Here is a 20178-nt window from a genome sequence, read left to right as displayed (position 1 = left end):
AGGCCTCCAGAGGGGCTCTAGCGTGATCGCCAGGAGGCTGAGATGACGGAGACGACCCGCGAAGGGCGCGCACGATCACGACGGCGAGGGGCTTCCTCGGGCACCGACGGCCCGGCGTCGGAGGCGCTGCTCGCACTCGGTGACTTCTTCACCCGCTGGGACGAGAGCGCCGACCGTCGCGCCGTCTACCGCGAGGGCGGCCGCCGCGGCGACGTGTTCTATCGCGACCGCTGGAGCCACGACAAGGTCGTACGGTCGACGCACGGCGTGAACTGCACCGGCTCGTGCTCGTGGAAGGTGTACGTCAAGGACGGCATCATCACGTGGGAGGCGCAGCAGACCGACTACCCGAGCACCGGCCCGGACAGGCCGGAGTACGAGCCCCGCGGATGCCCGCGAGGCGCCGCATTCTCCTGGTACACGTACTCACCGACCCGCGTCCGCTACCCGTACGGGCGCGGCGTGCTGATCGAGATGTACCGCGAGGCCAAGCAGCGGCTCGGTGACCCCGTGCTCGCGTTCGCCGAGATCGCCGCCGACCCGGAGAAGCGCCGCCGCTACCAGAGCGCCCGCGGCAAGGGTGGCCTCGTACGGATCTCGTGGGACGAGGCGATCGAGATCGCCGCGGCGGCGCACGTCAACACCATCAAGACGTACGGCCCGGACCGCTGTGCGGGCTTCTCGCCGATCCCGGCGATGTCGATGGTGTCGCACTGCATCGGCACGCGGTTCATCCAGCTCATCGGCGGAGTGATGACGTCGTTCTACGACTGGTACGCGGACCTGCCGGTGGCGAGCCCGCAGGTATTCGGGGACCAGACCGACGTGCCGGAGTCCGGCGACTGGTGGGACGCGTCGTACCTGATGATGTGGGGCTCGAACGTCCCGGTCACCCGCACGCCGGACGCGCACTGGATGGCTGAGGCGCGCTACCGCGGCACGAAGGTCGTCACGGTCTCGCCGGACTACGCCGACAACACGAAGTTCGCCGACGAGTGGATGCCGGCGCAGGCGGGGACCGACGCCGCGCTCGCGATGGCGATGGGCCACGTGATGCTCAAGGAGTTCTACATCGACCGGCAGGTGCCGTTCTTCACCGACTACGTCTCGAAGTACACGGATCTGCCGATGCTCGTCACGCTCAAGCAGAGCGACGACGGGGCGTACGTGCCGGAGACGTTCCTGACGGAGTCGGACCTGGGCGGCAGCAGCGAGAACGCCGAGTGGAAGACCGTCCTCATCGACTCCCGCACGGGTGAGCCGGTGGTCCCGAACGGGTCGATGGGATTCCGCTACGGCGACGCCGGCGAGGGACGGTGGAACCTCGACCTCGGTGACGTCGAACCGGCCCTGTCCGCGATCGGGCCCGACGCGCAGCCGGCCGAGGTGCTGATGCCGGCCTTCGACGCGCCGGACGGCTCGGGCAGCGTGATCCGGCGCGGCATCCCCGTGCGCCAGGTCGGCGGCCGTACCGTCACGACCGTCCTCGACCTGCTCCTCGCGCAGTACGGCGTCGGCCGCGACGGCCTCCCCGGCGAGTGGCCGACCGGCTACGACGACGCCTCCTCGCCGTACACACCGGCGTGGCAGGAGGAGATCACCTCGGTCCCGGCCGCGCAGTGCATCCGCATCGCCCGTGAGATGGCACGCAACTCCGAGGAGTCCGGCGGCCGTTCGATGATCATCCTCGGCGCGGGCGTCTGCCAGTGGTTCCACGGCGACGTCACCTACCGAGCGATCCTCACGCTCCTCATGATCACCGGCGCGATGGGACGCAACGGGGGCGGTTGGGCGCACTACGTCGGCCAGGAGAAGTGCCGCCCGATCACCGGGTGGATCTCGCTCGCGAACGCGCTGGACTGGACACGTCCGCCGCGCACGATGACCGGCACCTCGTACTGGTACATGCACACCGGCCAGTGGCGTTCCGACGGCTCCCGTCAGGACGCACTGACGTCTCCGCTCGCCGAGGGCCACCTCGAAGGGCTCCACACCGCGGACGTGATCGCGAAGTCGGCGCGGATGGGATGGATGCCGTTCTACCCGCAGTTCGACCGCAACCCGCTCGACCTCGCCGACGAGGCCACGGCAGCGACCGCCGACGGGAGCGCCCCCGACGCCGGCGCGTGGATCGCCGACCGTCTCCAGGACGGCAGCCTCAACGCGGCGATCGACGACGTCGATGCGCCGGAGAACTGGCCGCGCACGCTGGTCCTCTGGCGTTCCAACCTCTTCGGATCGTCGGCGAAGGGCAACGAGTACTTCCTCCAGAACCTCCTCGGCACGCAGTCGAACCTCGACGCGGCGGACTCCGCCGAGGGCCCGCGCACGGTCCGCCGCCGGGACGAGACACCGCAGGGGAAGCTCGATCTCCTCGTCTCGGCCGACTTCCGCATGACCTCGACGACGCTGCTGAGCGACATCGTCTTCCCGGCCGCCACCTGGTACGAGAAGTACGACCTGTCGTCGACCGACATGCACCCGTACGTCCACGCGTTCACGCCGGCGATCGACCCGCCGTGGGAGGCCCGCAGCGACTTCGACACCTTCACCGCGCTGGCCCGCAAGCTGTCGGAGCTCGCGGCGACGCACCTCGGCACCCGCAAGGACCTGGTGACCGTGCCGCTCCAGCACGACACCCCCGGCGAGATCGCGCAGCCGGGCGGTCGCGCGCTCGACTGGCGCGAGGGCCAGACCGATCCTGTTGCCGGCAAGACGATGCCGGTCGTCGCCGTGGTCGAGCGCGACTACACCACCATCGCCGACAAGCTCGTCACCGTCGGTCCCAAGGCGGAGCAGCTCGGCTTCACGGTCAAGAACATCACGTACGACCTCGAGGAGGCCGTCGCGTCGATCGCCGCGAAGCACGGGGTCATGTCGTCCGGCGCAGGCGAGGGACGGCCGGCGATCGACACGGACGCGCGCATGGCCGAAGCGATCCTCACGTTCTCCGGGACGACGAACGGTCGCCTCGCCGTCCAGGGGTTCCGTGACCTCGAACGGCGCACCGGGCGACATCTCGTCGACCTCGCCGAGGGGGCGGAGGAGAAGCAGATCACCTTCTCCATGACGCAGGACTCGCCACAGCCGGTGATCACGTCGCCCGAGTGGTCGGGGTCGGAGACCGGGGGTCGTCGGTACGCGCCGTTCACGGTCAACATCGAGCGCCTCAAGCCGTTCCACACGCTCACCGGGCGGATGCACTTCTATCTCGACCACGCGTGGATGCGCGACTACGGCGAGCAGCTCCCGACGTACAGGCCCCCGCTCGACATGCACCGGCTGTTCGGCGACGTCGAGGTGCCACGCGACAGCCGGGGCGAGAACGGTCGCGGCGAGGGGGAGCCCGGCGCGCTGCAGATCGCGGTCCGCTACCTCACTCCGCACAACAAGTGGTCGATCCACTCCGAGTACCAGGACAACCTCCTCATGCTGTCGCTCTCGCGCGGCGGCCCGACGGTGTGGATGAGCGTCCAGGACGCCGAGAAGATCGACGTCGTCGACAACGACTGGGTGGAGTGCGACAACGCCAACGGCGTCTACGTGGGCCGCGCGATCGTGAGCCACCGGATGCCGGAGGGCGTCGTCTTCGTCCACCACGCCCAGGAGCGCACGATCGACGTGCCGAAGTCGCAGAAGACCGGACGCCGCGGCGGCATCCACAACTCCGTCACGCGACTGCTGGTCAAGCCGACCCACATGATCGGCGGGTACGCGCAGCTGTCGTACACGTTCAACTACCTGGGCCCGACAGGCAACCAACGCGACATCGTCTGCACGGTCCGCAAGCGGACCGCGCCGGTCACGTACTGAGACAGCACAGACTGAGGAGGTGGCGACGAGATGAAGGTCATGGCGCAGGTCGCGATGGTGATGAACCTCGACAAGTGCATCGGCTGCCACACGTGCTCGGTGACGTGCAAGCAGGCGTGGACCAACCGCGCGGGTGTCGAGTACGTCTGGTTCAACAACGTCGAGACGAGGCCCGGTCAGGGCTACCCGAGGCGCTACGAGGACCAGGACAAGTGGCGGGGCGGCTGGGAGCGCAACCGTCGCGGTCGCATCTCGCTGAAGACGGGCGGGCGCGCGCGGCGGCTGCTGAGCATCTTCGCGAGCCCCGTCCAGCCGGAGCTGTCGGACTACTACGAGCCCTGGACGTACGACTACGAGAACCTCACCCGCGCCCCGCTGGGCGACGACTTCCCGGTCGCCCGGCCGAAGTCGCTGATCACCGGCGAGGACATGGCGATCACGTGGTCGGCGAACTGGGACGACAACCTGGGCGGCGGTCCGTCGGCGGCGATGCTGGACCCGATCGTCGAGAAGGTCCGCAGGGAGTCGGAGGACAAGATCCGCTTCGACCTCGAGCGGACGTTCATGTTCTACCTGCCGCGGATCTGCGAGCACTGCCTCAACCCGTCGTGCATGGCGTCGTGCCCGAGCGGCGCGATCTACAAGCGCGAGGAGGACGGGATCGTCCTCGTCGACCAGGACCGGTGCCGCGGCTGGCGCCAGTGCATCACCGGCTGTCCGTACAAGAAGATCTACTTCAACCACAAGTCGGGCAAGGCCGAGAAGTGCACCTTCTGCTACCCGCGCGTGGAGGTCGGCATCCCGACGGTGTGCGCGGAGACGTGCGTGGGCCGGCTGCGCTACATCGGCGTGTTCCTGTACGACGCCGACCGCGTCACCGAGGCGGCGTCGGTCGAGAACGACCAGGACCTGTACGAGGCACAGCTCGACCTGATGCTGGACCCGCACGACCCCGACGTGATCGCCGCGGCGCGGAACGAGGGGATCCCGCAGGACTGGATCGACGGGGCTCAGCGCTCGCCGGTCTACGCGCTCGCGAAGAAGTACAAGGTCGCCCTGCCGCTCCACCCGGAGTACCGCACGATGCCGATGGTCTGGTACGTCCCGCCGCTGTCGCCGATCGTCGACCTGCTCGCCGAGCAGGGGCACGACGCGGAGGACGCGGGCACGCTCTTCGGGGCGATCGAGGCGCTGCGGATCCCGGTCGAGTACCTCGCCGAGCTCTTCACCGCCGGCGACACCGAGGTCGTCACGGACGTGCTGCGCAAGCTCGCGGCGATGCGGTCGTACATGCGCGGCATCAACCTCGGCAAGGACCCGGACGACTCGATCCCCGCCTCGGTCGGGATGACCGAGGAGTCCATGTACGAGATGTACCGGCTGATGGCGATCGCGAAGTACGACGAGCGGTACGTCATCCCGACGGCCCACACCGAGCAGGCGCACGACCTCGAGGAGATGGGGTGCTCGCTGGACTTCGACGAGGGACCCGGGATGTACGAGTCGGGCCCGGTCGGTGAGGCGAGCGGACGGCCTGTGCCGATGGCGGTGGAGACGTTCCACGCGCTCAAGCAGCGGCAGGAGTCCGACACGATCGCGGCGCCGGACCCGCAACGCAGCGGCCAGGTGAACCTGCTCAACTGGGACGGTCTCGGTGCACCCGACGGGCTCTTCCCCGGCAAGGGAGATGAGGGCTGATGACGAAGGACGCCCGGGTCGTGCACCGTGCGGCGGCCATCCTGCTTGCGTACCCGACGCCCGCGACGTACGAGCGCCTGCCCTTGGTGCGGACAGCACTGGAGGAGGTCTCGACTCGGGGGCTCGCCCGACCCAAGAAGCTCGCTCGACCACCGCTGGTCGAGCGGGCGAAGCGAGTCGAGACCGATGCCGCCGGCCACCTGCTCGCCTTCCTCGACGTCGCCGAGCGCACGCCCGTCGACGCGCTCGCGCGTCGCTACGTCGAGGTGTTCGACCTCGACCGCAAGCACCCGCTCTACCTCTCGTACTTCACCGACGGCGACACCCGACGCCGCGGTGCCGTGCTCGCCGAGTTCAAGCAGGCCTACCGCGACTCGGGCCTGGTCGTGGACACGCGCGGCGAGCTCCCGGACTACCTTCCGATGGTGCTGGAGCTCGCCGCCCACGACCCGGGACGCGGTGTCGCGCTGCTGGAGCAGTATCGGCCGAGCGTCGAGCTGTTGCGTCTCGCGCTCGAGAAGCTCCCGGCTGACGACGAGGTGACCGGGACGGGGACACCGTGGGTGCACGTCCTCCGCGGCGTGTGCGCGGCCTACGACGGGCCGGGCCCGCGCGACCAGGCGGCCGCGATGGCGATGGCGGGGCCCCCTCCGACGGAGACCGTCGGGCTCGACGCGTACGACCCGCGTCTGCTGCCGATGCACGAGACCGCGGGAGGCTCCCAGTGAACGTCGTCCTCTGGGGTGTCTACCCCTACCTGGTCCTCGTGGTGTTCTTCGGCGGGTTGATCTGGCGCTACCGCTACGACCAGTTCGGCTGGACGACGCGCTCGTCGCAGCTGTACGAGTCGAAGCTGCTGCGGATCGCTTCCCCGTTGTTCCACTTCGGGATCCTCGTGGTCGTGGTCGGGCACTTCATCGGCCTGGTCATCCCCGAGTCGTGGACGGACGCGATCGGCGTCAGCGAGCACATGTACCACGTCATGGCGCTGTCGCTCGGCGCTGTCGCGGGGATCGCGACCCTCGCCGGCGTGGCGCTGCTGATCTACCGCCGTCGCAAGACCGGCCCGGTGTTCATGGCGACGACGAAGAACGACAAGCTCATGTACGTCGTGCTGGTCGCGGCGATCGTCGCCGGGCTCGCGACCACCGTCGTGAGCGTCTTCGACCCGAACGTCACGAACTACCGCGAGACGGTGTCGCCGTGGTTCCGCAGCCTGTGGGTGCTCCAGCCCGACGTCGACGCGATGGCGGCGGCGTCGACCTCGTTCCACGTGCACGTCGTCGTCGGCCTGGCGCTGTTCGCGATCTGGCCGTTCACGCGGCTCGTGCACGCGTTCACCGCGCCGCTGCACTACCTGTTCCGTCCCTACATCGTCTATCGCAGCCGCGACGACGTCCCGGGGACCCGCGCCGCGCGCCCGGGGTGGGACCCGGTCGGCACGCGGGACCGCGACCGTTGATGCCCTTCGAACCAGGGGAGACCACATGACCACCGCCACCGAAGGCCCGGCGCTCGTCAAGGCCGATCAGACCCGCAACCTGGTCCTCGCCACCTGGGCGTTCGCGATCAGCTTCTGGGCGTGGAACATGATCGGCCCGCTGGCGGGCCGCTACGCCGTCGACATGGACCTCAGTGCGACGCAGAAGTCGTTCCTGGTGGCGGTCCCGGTGATCGTGGGCTCGCTCGGCCGGATCGCGGCGGGCACGTTGACCGACCGCTTCGGTGGACGGCTCTTGTTCACGGTGCTGCTGGTCATGACGGCGCCGTTCGTGGTGCTGGTCGCGGTCGCGGGCGAGGCGAACTCGTACCCGCTGATGATCCTCTTCGGCTTCTTCCTCGGTATCGGAGGCACGACGTTCGCGGTCGGCATCCCGACCGTGAAGGCGTGGTTCGAGAAGCCGCGCCAGGGGTTCGCGACGGGACTGTTCGGAGCCGGCATGGGCGGCACCGCGCTGTCGTCGTTCTTCACGCCCCGCTTCGTGGAGAACTTCGGCTACGTGACGACGCACGTGATCATCGCCGTCGCGCTGCTGGTCACGGCCGCGATCTGCTGGGCGTTCATGCGGGACTCGCCGCGATGGACCCCGTCGACGGAGCCCGCCGGGCCGAAGCTGGCGTCGGCGCTGAAGGAGCCGGTGACGTGGCAGATGGCGATCCTGTACGCCGTCACCTTCGGCGGGTTCGTCGCCTTCTCGACCTATCTGCCGACGTACCTCGGTGACGTCGTCACCTACGGGTACGACCTCACGGAGGCGGGCGAGCGTACGGCGGGGTTCGCGATCGCGGCCGTCATCGCACGGCCGATCGGCGGGACGCTGTCGGACAAGGTCGGGCCGCGTCTGGTCACGATCATCTCGCTCGCGGGTGCAGCGGTGATGGCGGTCGTCCTCGCCCTGCGTCCGGAGCCGGAGTGGCCGGCGGGGATCTCCTTCGTCCTGATGGCCGCGTTCCTCGGTCTGGGTTCGGGCTCGGTGTTCGCGTGGGTCGCTCAGCGCGCACCCGCCGACAAGACCGGCTCGGTCACCGGCCTGGTCGGAGCCGCCGGCGGCCTCGGTGGCTTCTTCCCGCCGCTGGTGATGGGCGCGACCTACAACGAGGAGGACCAGACGTACACGATCGGGCTGCTCCTGCTGTGCGTGACCGCGGTCGCGGCGCTCCTGTTCACGGTGTTCGGCCTGCGCGAGCGTACGGGGGGTCGCCGCAAGGCCTGACCGCGCCGGGCCGTCTGCGTGGTGGGCACTGCAAGCGGTCAGGCGGCGGGCACCAGGTCGACGCTGCGGGTGCGGTCCAGGATCACCCGCGTGATGAGGTCGGGCGCGTCGATCATCGGCACGTGGCCGCAGTCGGGGAGAGGGACGTGCGTCGCGTGCGGAAGGCGCCGGCGTGCCTCCTCGGCCTGGGACGGGACGAGGATCCGATCCTTGGTGCCCCACGCCACGGTCGTCGGGACGACCGGCCGCGCCCGGTAGCTGTAGCGGGTACCCGCGCGCAGCACCCGTCCGAACGCCGTGCAGTCGCGCAGCGCGAACGTGTCTCCGAGGAAGTCGTCGGCGTCGATGCGCCCCGGGTGCGCGAACAGCGTCGACATCGCCGCGGCACGCGACCAGCGTCGGGTCGCGATGCGCCGGACCACGGGCTCAGGAGCGGCCGACGTCATCTTGAGCCCGAGCAGCAGCGCGAACGCGCGGGCGCGGCCCGGCTCGGTCCAGAACCCGGCGGGCGAGAGGGCGGTCGCCGTACGGACGGAGCCACGGGCGGCGAGCTCGAGCGCGATGGCGCCGCCGAGGGAGTTGCCGACGATGTGCGGCCGCTCGATGCCGAGCTCGGCGAAGAACGTCTCCAGGGTGTCCGCGAAGTCGTCCATCCCGTCGCGGCGGCTCTTCGTGAGCGCGGGTGAGGCGCCGAAGCCGGGGAGGTCGATCGCGACGACGTCGTGGGTCTCGGCGAGACGGGTCGCGACCGGGCGCCAGGCCTCCTTGCGGTGACCGATGCCGTGGACGAGGACCACGGGCTCACCGGATCCGTTGCGGCTGTAGACGATCTCGCTCACGGGTGCTCCTGTCGGCTCCATGTGACATCACGCGTGTCACGATCGCGATCGTAACGCACGCGCGCCGCCCGGGGAGACCGTCAGGGTCTGAAATCTGCCCTGCAAATCCGGACAACTCGGGTTAATCTGCCGAAGCGCACCGTCTTCTGGAAGGCAGGTTCGGATGCCGTCCCGTCCTCGGGTCCCCCTCGTCGCGCTCGTGGCTGCCCTGCTCGTCGGTGTCGCTGCCACCGGAGGGCCTGCTGGCGCCGTCGCGACCGCGTTCGCAAGCTGGGGGTCGTTCGAGGGGAGCGCCAACGCCTACCGCACCACGATGCAGCTGTCCGGCGCCGCGTTCCCCACCGCGACGATGACGTCCGACTCGCGTGGTGGCACCGTCGGCATCGCGAGCAGCGCGTTCTTCAACGCCGCGACCCCGGTCGGACAGGCGTACGGGTCGAGCCAGGGCTCGTCGTACGTCGTCCTCCGTCCGCGCGCGGACAACGCCACGGCGCCGTCGGTGACGACGTACGCGTTCGAGAGCCCGACGCCCGCGCAGCAGTGGGGCTTCGCGCTCAGCGACGTCGATGCCGACGCGGTCACGATCAGCGCGGTGGTCGCCGACGGCGACGGGGTCCGCCAGGCCACGGGTGCGGAGCTCGGCTTCCAGGGCGCGTTCAACGTCTGCTCCTTCGGGACCCCCCGTCCCGGTGGCTGCACGGCGAGCATCGGCGACGTGCCGACCTGGGACCCGGCGACGCGCACCCTCACCGGCAACCCGCAGGCGCTCGACACGGTTGGCGCGACGGGTTGGTTCGAGCCGGCGGTACGGATCCGTTCGCTGAGCCTGACCTTCCGGCAGCGCGCCGGGCTGCCGGCGTACCAGACCTGGTTCTTCAACCGCACCCACACGCTCGCCGGAACGGTGTCGGACGTGTCGACCGGCGGCGCGGCGTGCCCGGTCGGGGGGACGGTGCTGCGGCTGGTGGACCAGAACGGGCGTGACGTCGCGACGACGACGGCGTCCGACGACGGTGCGTACTCGTTCGGTGAGGTCGCCTCCCAGATCGGCTACCGCGTGATCCTCGAGGCGCCCGAGGGCTGCGCGGTCGTCGGGCCAGCCCAGCAGACCGCCGACGCGAGTCAGGACGTGACCGTCCCGGCGTTCGGCGTACGAGAGATCGTGCCGTACCCCGTCTCGGGGCGCGTGGTCGACGACGACGGGCAACCGCTGGCGGGCGTCACGGTCACCCTCGACGGTCCCGAGGGCACCGTCACCACGACCACCGACGGCGACGGCCGGTACCTCCTCGACGACAACCCGATCGGCGACGGCTACGTCGTCTCCGTGGACCCGCCGCCCGGGTACACCGGGACGACCCAGCGTCCCGCGTTCGCGATCGACGACGCGCCGGTGACCGGCCAGGACTTCGTGCTCCAGGCGCCGTCGTCGGTCGGCGGCGCCGTCACCGGCGGCGGGAGCCCGCTCGCGGGTGTCGTCGTCGAGCTCGACCTCGGCGACGGGAGTCCGCCGCGTTCGACCGTGACCGGAGCGGACGGGACGTACGAGTTCGCCGACGTCCCCGCAGGCTCCGGCTACACGATCAGCGTCGTGCCTCCGGAGGGGTACGACGCCGAGCCGCCGATCGAGGGCGTGGTCGTCGACGCCGACGACGTGACGGGACAGGACTTCGCGCTCACCCGGCCCGGCGCGCTCGGCGGACGGGTGACCGACGGCGCCGAGCCGCTGCCGGGCGTGACGGTGGTGGTCGACGGCCCGGGTGATCCGGTGACCCTGACGACCGACGAGGACGGCGGCTTCTACCGCGGGGACCTGCCGCCCGGCACGTACACCCTCGACGTCACCGCTCCCGACGGCTACGAGGTGGTCGGCGAGGCGACCCGGACCCTGACCATCACGGATGCCGGGGAGATCGTCGGTGGGCAGGACTTCGTCGTGCGCGCGGTCGCGCCGACACCCACCACGCCCACGTCGCCGTCGCCGACCGCGCCCGGGGGCACGACGGGTACGTCGGACCCGCCGGACGCCGGGGGTCCTGGCACTGACCCGCCCCCGCCCGCCGATGCGCCACCGGGCGGCTCGGGGCTCCCCGACACCGGCGGTACGGCGCTGCTGACCGTCGTCCTCGGTGCCCTGCTCGCCGCGATCGGGGCGGTCTCGCTCCGGCTGGCGCGGTCGCGCTCACGCGGTGACGCGGTCGACTGACACCGCGACCTGCACAGAACCTTCACACGTCGTCCCCGCATCCTTGCCACTCGCGCTCCTAGCATTCGAGCATGAGCAACCCCAGCCGTCGGGTCCTCGTCGTCGAGGACGACCCGGTCATCAACCAGGCCGTGTCTGACCGCCTCGACGTCGAGGGGTACGACGTGGTCCGCGCCGCCGACGGTCCGTCGGCGGTCACCGCGTTCGTCGAGAACACCCCGGACCTGGTCGTCCTGGACGTCATGCTGCCGGGATTCGACGGGCTCGAGGTGTGCCGGCGCATCCAGGCCGTACGGCCCGTCCCGGTGCTGATGCTGACCGCGCGAGCCGACGAGGCCGACGTGCTCGTGGGCCTGGGCGTGGGTGCCGACGACTATCTGACCAAGCCGTTCCGGATGCGTGAGCTGGTCGCTCGGGTCGCAGCGCTCCTGCGTCGGGTCGAGCGTGCCTCGGACCTGGCCGGCCGGCGGGCGCTCGAGCTCGGGGACATCCGGATCGAGGCGGCGGCGCGGCGGGTGTGGTGCGGGGAGGACGAGGTCCAGCTGACGCCGACCGAGTTCGACCTGCTGCTCTGCCTTGCGGGCTCGCCGGGCGCCGTGGTGACCAGGGAGAAGCTGCTGGCCGAGGTGTGGGGCTGGTCCGGCGCGTCCGGCACCCGGACCGTCGACAGCCACGTGAAGGGGCTTCGCGCGAAGATCGGGGCCGCTCGGATCCGGACCGTGCACGGCGTCGGCTACGCGTTCGAGACCGGAGACGCGTCGTGACCGCGCAGCCGCTGGCCGGCCTGACGTCCCTCAAGGTCAAGCTCGGCCTGCTCGTCGTCGCAAGCGTCGCGGTCGCTCTCGTGGTCGCGTCCCTCGGCAGGGCCGGCGGCGTCCCGGCGTGGCTGAGCATCCCCGTGACGATCGTGCTTGCGCTCGCGGTCACGCAGCTGCTGGCCGTCGGGATGACGTCGCCCCTGCGCGAGATGACCGCGGCCGCGAGGCGGATGGCGGTGGGTGACTACTCCGTTCGGGTGACCGCGACTTCGCGCGACGAGGTCGGCGAGCTGGCGCGGGCGTTCAACACGATGGCGCGCGATCTCGCCGAGGTCGACCAGCAGCGACGGGAGCTGGTCGCGAACGTCAGCCACGAGCTGCGTACGCCGTTGACGGCGCTGTGCGCGGTCCTCGAGAACCTGGTCGACGGCGTCGGTCCTCGTGATCCCGACTCGCTCGCCGCCGCGCTGGCGCAGGCCGAGCGGCTCGTCGGGCTCGTCGAGGACCTGCTCGACCTCGCGCGCGTCGACGCGGGCAAGGCGCCGCTCACCCCTCAGCGCGTGGAGGTGCGAGCGCTCCTTGACGACGCCGTGGCCGAGAGCAGGGTCCTCGGACGCGACGTCTCGTACGAGGTGCACGTCGAGCCGGACGACCTGGTGGTGCACGCCGACCCGGCCCGGCTGCGCCAGCTGGTGTCCAACCTGCTCGACAACGCCTCGCGTCACAGCCCGGCGGGGGAGACGGTCACCGTCGCCGCGTCCCGCACCGGCGACCGCTACCGGCTCGAGGTCCACGACCGCGGACCGGGCGTCGATCCGTCCGACCGTCAACGCGTGTTCGAACCGTTCGGCACGTTGAGCGCGACCGACGGCACCGGTGGCACCGGGCTCGGACTCGCCATCGCCCGGTGGGTCACGGACCTCCACGGCGGCACCATCCGCTTCGTCGACCCCGAGCCCGGCGCCGACGGCGCCCGCGTGCGGGTCGACCTGCCGCTCCAACCGCACGACCGCCCCCTTCCGCGTCAGGAGGACGTGATGCCCGTACCGCCGCCAGTCCCCACGCCCGAGAGCCAGCCGCAACCGCCGGCGTACCCGACACCTAGGTCGGCCCCGGTGCCTGCCTCTGCATCGCCGATCGTCGTCCCACCGAAGCCGCTGCTCGACGACTGGTTCGGCACCTACTGGCCCGAGCGCGGAACGCCGGCGCGGCTCTCGATCCTGCTGGGAGCGTCGGCGGTCGGCGTCCTGGCGGCCATCGTGCTCCCGTTCCGCAACCTCGGCCTGGGGACGTTCCTGGTGCTGCTCGCCGCCGGCGCGGTCATCCTCGCGGCGAACCGGGACCGCCGCGACCCCTTCGTCGCCGCGTGCGCCGGGATCTGCGTCCTGCTCGCCGCGACGAGCGTCGTACGGGCCGCGGAGTGGATCGTCGTGCTCTGTCTCCTCGCGGGTGGCGCCGTCTGCGTCTGCGCCTCCGCTCGTGCCCGGACGTTGCCCGGGTTCCTGGTCTCGGGCCTGTCGTGGATGCTCGCCGGCCTGCGCGGGCTGCCGTGGCTCGGTCGCACTCTCGGGGCCCTGACCGGGCTCGGCCAGGGGAGCGTGGCGCTGCTCCGGACGCTGGTGTGGTCGGTCCTCGCACTCGTCGTCTTCGGGGCGCTCTTCGTCTCCGCCGACGCCCTGGTCGCCGAGTGGCTCGGCGGGCTCGTCCCCGACCTGACCCTCGACACGGCCGTGCTGCGCGGGTTCGTCGCGATCGCCGTCGGCGGCATGGTGCTCTCCGCGGCGTACGTCGCGCTCAACCCTCCCGCCGTGGACCAGTCCGCCGTCGCGGTGCGCCCGACCGCGGCGCGCTACGAGTGGCTCACGCCGGTCCTGGTCGTCAACCTCGTGTTCGCCGTCTTCCTGATCGCTCAGGCGACGGTCGTGTTCGGCGGCCACGACTACCTGCAGGAGACGACCGGCCTGACGTACGCCGAGTACGTGCACCGCGGCTTCGGGCAGCTCACGGTCGCGACCGCGCTGACCCTGGTCGTCGTCTGGGCTGCCACGCGCCGGGCGCCGCGGGCCAGCGTGGCCGACCGGGTCTGGCTGCGAAGCACGCTCGGGCTCCTGTGCGCCCAGACCCTCGTGGTGGTCGCGTCGGCGTTGTACCGCATGCACATCTACCAGGAGGCGTACGGGTTCACGCAGCTGCGCGTGCTGGTGGACGTCTTCGAGGCGTGGCTCGGCCTGCTCGTGATCGCGGTCCTCGTCGGTGGGATCGCGCTCCGTGCGGCCTGGTTGCCGCGCTTCGCGCTGCTCAGCGGTGCGCTGGTGCTGCTGGGACTGGCGGCGATCAACCCGGACGCATGGATCGCCGAGCGCAACCTCGACCGGTACGCCGAGACGGGGAAGGTCGACTGGGCCTTCTTGCGGGATCTCTCCGCGGACGCCGTGCCGGCGCTCGCCGAGCTGCCGCCGGACCTCCAGGGGTGCGCGCTGGACGAGTTGCCGACCGACGACGACTGGCTCGAGTGGAACCTCGGCCGGGAGCGGGCCGCCGACACCTCGATCGCAGCACCGGTGAGCTGGGCAGAGCTCGAGGCGCGGTGCCCGGCGAGCGACTGACGCGGGTCCGCCAGTGCGCCGTACCTGGCGGCCTTGACAACCCTGACAGTATTGCTGTCACAATCACGGGGTGACCGAAACCACCCAGCAAGGCCCGCTCGCCGGGATCCGCGTCGTCGAGCTCGCCGGGATCGGTCCCGGGCCGTTCGCCGCCATGCTCCTCGCCGACCTCGGCGCCGACGTCGTCCGGGTTGACCGCACGACACCGGGAGGACTGGTGGTCCTCCCGCAGGACCGGGACGTCCTCGCCCGTGGACGCCGCTCTGTCGCGGTCGACCTCAAGAACCCGGCCGGCGTGGACGTCGTGCTGGACCTCGTCGAGCGTGCGGACGTCCTGATCGAAGGATTCCGGCCGGGTGTCGCGGAGCGGCTCGGCCTCGGGCCCGACGTCTGCCTGACCCGCAACCCGCGCCTCGTCTACGGGCGGATGACCGGTTGGGGGCAGGACGGGCCGCTCGCTCCGAGCGCCGGCCACGACGTCAACTACGTCTCGGTCGCCGGCGCGCTCGACCCGATCGGTCGAGCCGGCGGCCCCCCGCAGATCCCGATGAACCTCGTCGGCGACTTCGCCGGCGGCTCGATGTATCTCGTGGTCGGCGTCCTCGCCGCGCTCCTCGAGGCCCGGACGTCGGGGGAGGGGCAGGTCATCGATGCCGCCATCGTCGACGGCACCGCCCACCTGCTCACGATGATCACGAACTTCCAGCAGGTCGGCGCCTGGAACGACCAGCGCGGCACCAACCTGCTCGACAGCGGCGCGCCGTTCTACGACGTGTACGAGACCTCGGACGGCCTGTGGATGTCGGTCGGGGCGCTCGAGCCGCAGTTCTACGCGGAGATGGTTCACCTCCTGGAGCTGGACGACCTGCCGGACCGCGACGACCCACGGGCGTGGCCGCAGCTACGCGAGCGTCTGGCTGCGCGGTTCGCCGAGCGCACCCAGGCCGAGTGGGCGGACCTGTTCGAGGGGACCGACGCCTGCGTCGCACCGGTCGTCCCGATGCGCGAGGCCCCGAAGCACCCGCACCTCGCCGCGCGCGGGACGTACCTCGAGCACGAAGGAGTCGTCCAGGCGGCACCAGCGCCGCGCTTCTCGCGTACGCCCGCGGCACTCGGCCGTACGCCGTCCCACCCCGGCACGCACACCCGCGAGGCGCTCGCCGCCTGGGGCATCGGCGGCGTCGACGCCCTCATCGAGTCCGGCGCCGTCGTGCAGCGCGAGGAGCCCGACCCTTCCGCCGGTTGAGCACGCGACACCCGCTGGTTGAGCACGCGACACCCGCTGGTTGAGCAGCCCGTCACCCGCTGGTTGAGCACGCGAGACACCCGCTGGTTGAGCGAGCGGAGCGAGTCGAAACCCGCTGGCTGAGCACGCGAGACACCCGCTGGTTGAGCGAGCGGAGCGAGTCGAAACCCACCACCAAGGAGCACCATGCAGCGCAACATCTTCACCGAGGACCACGACGCCTTCCGCGACGCGTTCCGGACGTTCGTCGAGAAGGAGATCAAGCCGCACCACGACCAGTGGGAGAAGGACGGGATCGTCTCGCGCGACATGTGGCTCGCCGCGGGCAGGCAGGGGTTCCTCGGCTTCATGATGCCGGAGGAGTACGGCGGCGGTGGCGTCAGCGACTTCCGGTTCAACGCGATCATCGAGGAGGAGCTCGCGCACGCGGCCGCGACCGGGGTCGGCTTCGCGCTGCACAACGACCTGGTGTCGGGCTACCTGCTGTCGTACGCGAACGACGAGCAGAAGGCGCGCTGGCTGCCGAAGTTCTGCACGGGCGAGACGATCACCGCGATCGCGATGACCGAGCCCGGCACCGGCTCCGACCTGCAGTCGATCGCGACGACGGCGATCGATCAGGGTGACCACTACCTGGTGAACGGTCAGAAGACGTTCATCTCCAACGGCATCCTCGCCGACCTGGTGATCGTCGCGGTGAAGACCGATCCGTCGGCAGGTGCGCGCGGCGTCTCGCTGATCGTCCTCGAGCGCGGCATGGAGGGCTTCGAGCGTGGACGCAACCTCGACAAGCTCGGCCTGAAGGCGCAGGACACCGCCGAGCTGTTCTTCACCGACGTCAAGGTTCCCAAGGAGAACCTCCTCGGCGAGGAGGGCAACGGCTTCATCTACCTCATGGAGAAGCTGCCGCAGGAGCGGCTCACGATCTCCGTCACCGCCGCTGCCGCGTGCCGCGCGGTGATCGACATGACGCTGGAGTACGTCAAGGAGCGCAAGGCGTTCGGGCGTCCGATCGGGTCGTTCCAGAACAGCCGCTTCGTGCTCGCCGAGCTCGAGACCGAGGCGCAGATCGCCCAGGTCTTCGTGGACCGCTCGATCATGGAGCTCAACGCCGGGACGTTGACGGTGTCCGATGCCGCGATGGGCAAGTGGTGGACGACCGAGCTTCAGAAGAAGACGGTCGACAAGTGCCTGCAGCTGTTCGGCGGATACGGGTTCATGTCCGAGTACCCGATCTCCAGGGCGTACGCGGACACCCGCATCCAGACGATCTACGGCGGCACGACCGAGATCATGAAGGAGATCATCGGCCGCACGATGGGCATCTGACCTGCTCCGTTTGCCACGCCGGCACCGCAAATACCGCTCATGCACCTTGAATCTGCGGTGCACGGGCGGCATTTGCGGTGCGAGCGTGGCAAACGCCGAGGCGCCGGGCCGGCATTTGCGGTGCGAGCGTGGCAAACGCCGAGGCGCCGCGCCGGGTGGGCGGTGCCGGGGGCGCGGCCGGTGGCGGCGGCGCCTGCTGACCGCGGGCGGTCAGACCGCGGTCGGGACCTGCTGGTGGTTCACGACCACGAGGCTGGTGCGGGCGTGGCGGAGCAGCTCCTGGCTCGCCGACTCCTCGACGAGCGCGCCGAGGTCGCCGGTGGTCCGCGGGGGACCGATCACGAGCGCCCGCGCCTGCAGCTCGTTCGCGTACTCGGCGACGAGTCGTCCTGCTGCTCCGTGCCCCGGCGCGTGCCGCAGGACGTGGCCGACGGCGGGGACGCCGAGCGCCGCGAGCTGTTCGAGGTGCGCCCGGACGACGGCCTCGGCTGCGGTGAGGTTCTCGGTGTCGGCCGCGGCGTCCGGCGTGATCGCGGACTCCTGCGCGTGGACGAGGTGGACCGTACGCCCGTACCGCTGGGCGAGCCGTCCAGCGGCCGCCGTCACCTCCGTAGCGAGCGGCGTCGCGTCGACGGCGGCGACGAGCACGCCGTCGGTCTCGGCGGCGAGCTCCGCGTGCTGGTCGACGACGTGGTCGTGGGTGAGCGCCGAGGCAACCGGCGGGGAGACAGGCGCGGCGACCTCCACGACCTCGACCTCGACCTGCGCCGACTCGGCCTCGGCGAGGTGCCGGTGCGCGGTCGCGAGGATGGCGATGCCGACGAGGAGGAACCCGGTCGCGACGTAGAACGGCATGTGCATGTCGAAGCGCTCCACCAGCTTCCCCGCGAAGAACGGCGCGAGGCCTCCGCCGATGAACCGGACGAACCCGTACGCTGCCGATGCCACCGGCCGCTCGACGGGCGAGATGGTCATGACCGCCTGCGTGGTCACCGTGTTGTTGACGCCGATCACGACGCCGGTGGCGATCACCGCGACGATGAGCACGGTGCGGTTCTCGACGAACAGGCCGATCGCCAGCACCAGCACCGCGAAGACGGCGAGGTTGGCATACAGCGTGCGGGCGATCCCGAACCGGCCCTGCAGCCGAGGTGCGCCGACGACCGAGAACGCGGCGACGAGCAGCCCCCAGCCGAAGAAGACGAAGCCGAGCTCGATCGCTCCGAGCTCCATCGGGTACGGGGTGTAGCCGAGGACCGTGAAGAACGCCCAGTTGTAGCAGAGGGCGGTGAGCGAGATCGTGAGGAGCCCGCGGTGCCGAAGCGCCTTGAGCGGAGCGACGAGGGAGGTCTTCTCGGCGGGCTTCGGGGTCGGCTCCACGAGCACGATCGTCGCGATCAGCGCGACCGCCATCAGCGCCGAGACGCCGTAGAACGGGCCCTTCCAGCTGATCTCGCCGAGCAGTCCGCCGAGCAGCGGGCCGACGGCGATGCCGAGGCCGAGCGCCGCTTCGTACAGGATGATCGCGCCGGCGAACCCGCCGGACGCGGACGCCACGATCACCGCGAGCGACGTCGCGATGAAGAGTGCGTTGCCGACGCCCCAGCCTGCTCGGAACCCGACGATCTGGCCGACGGTATCGGACGAACCGGCAAGAGCAGCGAAGACGACGACGATCACGAGACCCGCGATGAGGGTCTTCTTGGCGCCGATCCGGCTCGAGACCCAGCCGGTGAAGAGCATGGCGACCGCCGTCACCACGAGATAGCTGGTGAAGAGCAGCGACACCTGGCTCGGTGTCGCCTGCAGGTCTTCGGCGATGACCGGGAGGATCGGGTCGACCAGGCCGATGCCCATGAAGGACACGACGCAGGCGAACGCGACCGCCCACACCGCCTTGGGCTGCTTGAACGGACTCGCGACCGCGGTCGCGGAGTGGGACGTCACGAACGCTTCCTTCTTTCGTGAGAGGGCAGAGCCTGAGATGGCAGAGCCTGAGAGGGACGGGTGGAGGACGGGCCCTCGAGGGAGGGCACGACGAGGCGCGTGAGGGCCTCGAACGCCGGGCGTGCGTCGGCCAGCGCCTGCTGGTCGGCGGGTGAGAGGTCTGCAAGGAGCTCGCCGAGGAGCTCGGCTCGGAGGGTCCGGCGGTGAGCCAACCACGCCGAGCCGTCGTCGGTGATCGCGACGAGGACGGCTCGACCGTCCTCGGGATCGGACTCGCGGCGTACGAGGCCGGTCTTCTCGAGGCGGGTCACCAGCTGCGTCATTGCGGGCTGGGTGACGCCCTCGACCGTGGCGAGCCGGGTCAGGCGCGTGGGTCCGGAGCGTTCGAGCGTCGCCAGGGTGCCGACCGCCGTGAGAGAGAGCCCGGAGGGGGCGAGGTGGCGGAGCAGGCTGGTGAGGCGTTCGAGCGCGACGGCGAGGTCACGCGCAGGCGCAGATTGCATAAGGACGTTATATCACTTGCTTATACATCTCTCCAGGTCGAGGTCCTTGGCGCCTCCGAGGTCGCCTGCCCGGCTGGGACCCGACAGGATGGCGACATGAGCGACTCACCTCAGAAGACCGGGACGATCGTGGTCGGCAGCGACGGATCCGCCGGAGCACGCCGTGCCCTCCACTGGGCCATGACCGAGGCCGACCTGCGCGGAGCAGCGGTGCAGGTCGTCGTCACCGTCGATCCCCAGAAGTCCTCCGTCGGCACGATCTCCGAGGGTGAGCGCATCGCGGCCGAGACGGCCGAGGCTGCCGCGCTCCACGACGGCGACACCGAGGTGACCGTCGGCGTGCACGAGGGCCTGCCCGTCGACGTCCTGCTCTCGGTCGCCGCCGGCGCGCAGATGATCGTCGTCGGCAGCCACGGGACGTCCTCGATCAAGCACAACGCGCTCGGCTCGGTCAGCGACGTTCTCGCGCGCACGGCGCCGTGCCCCGTCGTGATCCTGCCGATGGGCGCTGCCTGAGCG

The 20178-nt window shown here is 70.7% G+C and carries 14 protein-coding genes; 11 read left to right on the top strand and 3 right to left on the bottom strand.

The window, feature by feature from the left end; all coding sequences use genetic code 11:
* Nucleotides 1-42: 42 nt before the first annotated feature.
* From GH747_RS01660 to GH747_RS01640, 5 genes are read left to right on the top strand one after another with little or no spacing between them, the layout of a single operon-like run.
* Complete coding sequence (locus GH747_RS01660) at nucleotides 43-3813, top strand: nitrate reductase subunit alpha (RefSeq protein WP_149767663.1); 3771 nt, start codon at nucleotides 43-45, stop codon at nucleotides 3811-3813.
* Nucleotides 3814-3843: 30 nt separating this feature from the next.
* On the top strand, nucleotides 3844-5511 hold the full coding sequence (gene narH / locus GH747_RS01655) for a nitrate reductase subunit beta (RefSeq protein ID WP_149767661.1): 1668 nt from the start codon (nucleotides 3844-3846) through the stop codon (nucleotides 5509-5511).
* Nucleotides 5511-6239, top strand: coding sequence for a nitrate reductase molybdenum cofactor assembly chaperone (gene narJ, locus GH747_RS01650; RefSeq protein ID WP_149767659.1), 729 nt, complete (start codon nucleotides 5511-5513; stop codon nucleotides 6237-6239). The genes narH and narJ overlap by 1 nt, the downstream gene beginning before the upstream one ends.
* Entirely contained in the window at nucleotides 6236-6973 is a 738-nt protein-coding gene (gene narI / locus GH747_RS01645) for a respiratory nitrate reductase subunit gamma (RefSeq protein WP_149767658.1), read from the top strand. The genes narJ and narI overlap by 4 nt, the downstream gene beginning before the upstream one ends.
* Nucleotides 6974-6998: 25 nt before the next feature.
* On the top strand, nucleotides 6999-8225 hold the full coding sequence (locus tag GH747_RS01640) for an MFS transporter (RefSeq protein ID WP_149767656.1): 1227 nt from the start codon (nucleotides 6999-7001) through the stop codon (nucleotides 8223-8225).
* 38 nt (nucleotides 8226-8263) lie between these two features.
* Here GH747_RS01640 and GH747_RS01635 read toward each other — a convergent pair whose 3' ends face one another.
* On the bottom strand, nucleotides 8264-9064 hold the full coding sequence (locus GH747_RS01635; protein ID WP_205602717.1) for an alpha/beta fold hydrolase: 801 nt from the start codon (nucleotides 9062-9064) through the stop codon (nucleotides 8264-8266).
* Between the two features lie 163 nt (nucleotides 9065-9227).
* Here GH747_RS01635 and GH747_RS01630 point away from each other — a divergent pair, with 163 nt between their 5' ends.
* From GH747_RS01630 to GH747_RS01610, 5 genes are all read left to right on the top strand, one after another.
* Nucleotides 9228-11270: an MSCRAMM family protein gene (locus GH747_RS01630; RefSeq protein ID WP_149767652.1), complete on the top strand. Its 2043-nt coding sequence runs from the start codon at nucleotides 9228-9230 to the stop codon at nucleotides 11268-11270.
* 71 nt (nucleotides 11271-11341) lie between these two features.
* Nucleotides 11342-12034 carry a response regulator transcription factor gene (locus GH747_RS01625; RefSeq protein WP_149767650.1) on the top strand — a complete coding sequence of 231 codons (693 nt, stop codon included), beginning with the start codon at nucleotides 11342-11344 and terminating at the stop codon, nucleotides 12032-12034.
* Nucleotides 12031-14634 carry a DUF4153 domain-containing protein gene (locus GH747_RS01620; RefSeq protein ID WP_149767648.1) on the top strand — a complete coding sequence of 868 codons (2604 nt, stop codon included), beginning with the start codon at nucleotides 12031-12033 and terminating at the stop codon, nucleotides 14632-14634. The genes GH747_RS01625 and GH747_RS01620 overlap by 4 nt, the downstream gene beginning before the upstream one ends.
* A gap of 70 nt (nucleotides 14635-14704) precedes the next feature.
* Nucleotides 14705-15880: a CaiB/BaiF CoA transferase family protein gene (locus tag GH747_RS01615; RefSeq protein ID WP_205602716.1), complete on the top strand. Its 1176-nt coding sequence runs from the start codon at nucleotides 14705-14707 to the stop codon at nucleotides 15878-15880.
* Nucleotides 15881-16066: 186 nt separating this feature from the next.
* Nucleotides 16067-17209 carry an acyl-CoA dehydrogenase family protein gene (locus GH747_RS01610; protein WP_149767646.1) on the top strand — a complete coding sequence of 381 codons (1143 nt, stop codon included), beginning with the start codon at nucleotides 16067-16069 and terminating at the stop codon, nucleotides 17207-17209.
* A 210-nt stretch (nucleotides 17210-17419) separates the two neighbouring features.
* On the opposite strand, the gene GH747_RS01605 is transcribed toward GH747_RS01610, so the two are convergent.
* Nucleotides 17420-19156, bottom strand: coding sequence for an MFS transporter (locus tag GH747_RS01605; RefSeq protein WP_205602715.1), 1737 nt, complete (start codon nucleotides 19154-19156; stop codon nucleotides 17420-17422).
* Nucleotides 19153-19659: a MarR family winged helix-turn-helix transcriptional regulator gene (locus GH747_RS01600; protein WP_149767644.1), complete on the bottom strand. Its 507-nt coding sequence runs from the start codon at nucleotides 19657-19659 to the stop codon at nucleotides 19153-19155. Before GH747_RS01600 ends, GH747_RS01605 begins: the two co-directional genes overlap by 4 nt.
* 96 nt (nucleotides 19660-19755) lie before the next feature.
* On the opposite strand from GH747_RS01600, the gene GH747_RS01595 reads away from it, so the two are divergent.
* Nucleotides 19756-20175 carry a universal stress protein gene (locus GH747_RS01595; protein ID WP_149767643.1) on the top strand — a complete coding sequence of 140 codons (420 nt, stop codon included), beginning with the start codon at nucleotides 19756-19758 and terminating at the stop codon, nucleotides 20173-20175.
* Nucleotides 20176-20178: the final 3 nt, after the last annotated feature.

Origin of the sequence: Mumia xiangluensis (genome assembly GCF_010994095.1) — a bacterium.
GTDB classification, from domain to species: Bacteria; Actinomycetota; Actinomycetes; order Propionibacteriales; family Nocardioidaceae; genus Mumia; species Mumia xiangluensis.
This window is presented reverse-complemented; position numbering and strand designations above follow the sequence as displayed.

What these genes read in the sequence shown, in the direction of transcription:
- GH747_RS01660 (WP_149767663.1), top strand. Translation starts at nt 43, where the DNA reads ATGACGGAGACGACCCGCGAAGGGCGCGCACGATCACGACGGCGAGGG.
- narH (WP_149767661.1), top strand. Translation starts at nt 3,844, where the DNA reads ATGAAGGTCATGGCGCAGGTCGCGATGGTGATGAACCTCGACAAGTGC.
- narJ (WP_149767659.1), top strand. Translation starts at nt 5,511, where the DNA reads ATGACGAAGGACGCCCGGGTCGTGCACCGTGCGGCGGCCATCCTGCTT.
- GH747_RS01640 (WP_149767656.1), top strand. Translation starts at nt 6,999, where the DNA reads ATGACCACCGCCACCGAAGGCCCGGCGCTCGTCAAGGCCGATCAGACC.
- GH747_RS01630 (WP_149767652.1), top strand. Translation starts at nt 9,228, where the DNA reads ATGCCGTCCCGTCCTCGGGTCCCCCTCGTCGCGCTCGTGGCTGCCCTG.
- GH747_RS01625 (WP_149767650.1), top strand. Translation starts at nt 11,342, where the DNA reads ATGAGCAACCCCAGCCGTCGGGTCCTCGTCGTCGAGGACGACCCGGTC.
- GH747_RS01610 (WP_149767646.1), top strand. Translation starts at nt 16,067, where the DNA reads ATGCAGCGCAACATCTTCACCGAGGACCACGACGCCTTCCGCGACGCG.
- GH747_RS01600 (WP_149767644.1), bottom strand. Translation starts at nt 19,659, where the DNA reads ATGCAATCTGCGCCTGCGCGTGACCTCGCCGTCGCGCTCGAACGCCTC.
- GH747_RS01595 (WP_149767643.1), top strand. Translation starts at nt 19,756, where the DNA reads ATGAGCGACTCACCTCAGAAGACCGGGACGATCGTGGTCGGCAGCGAC.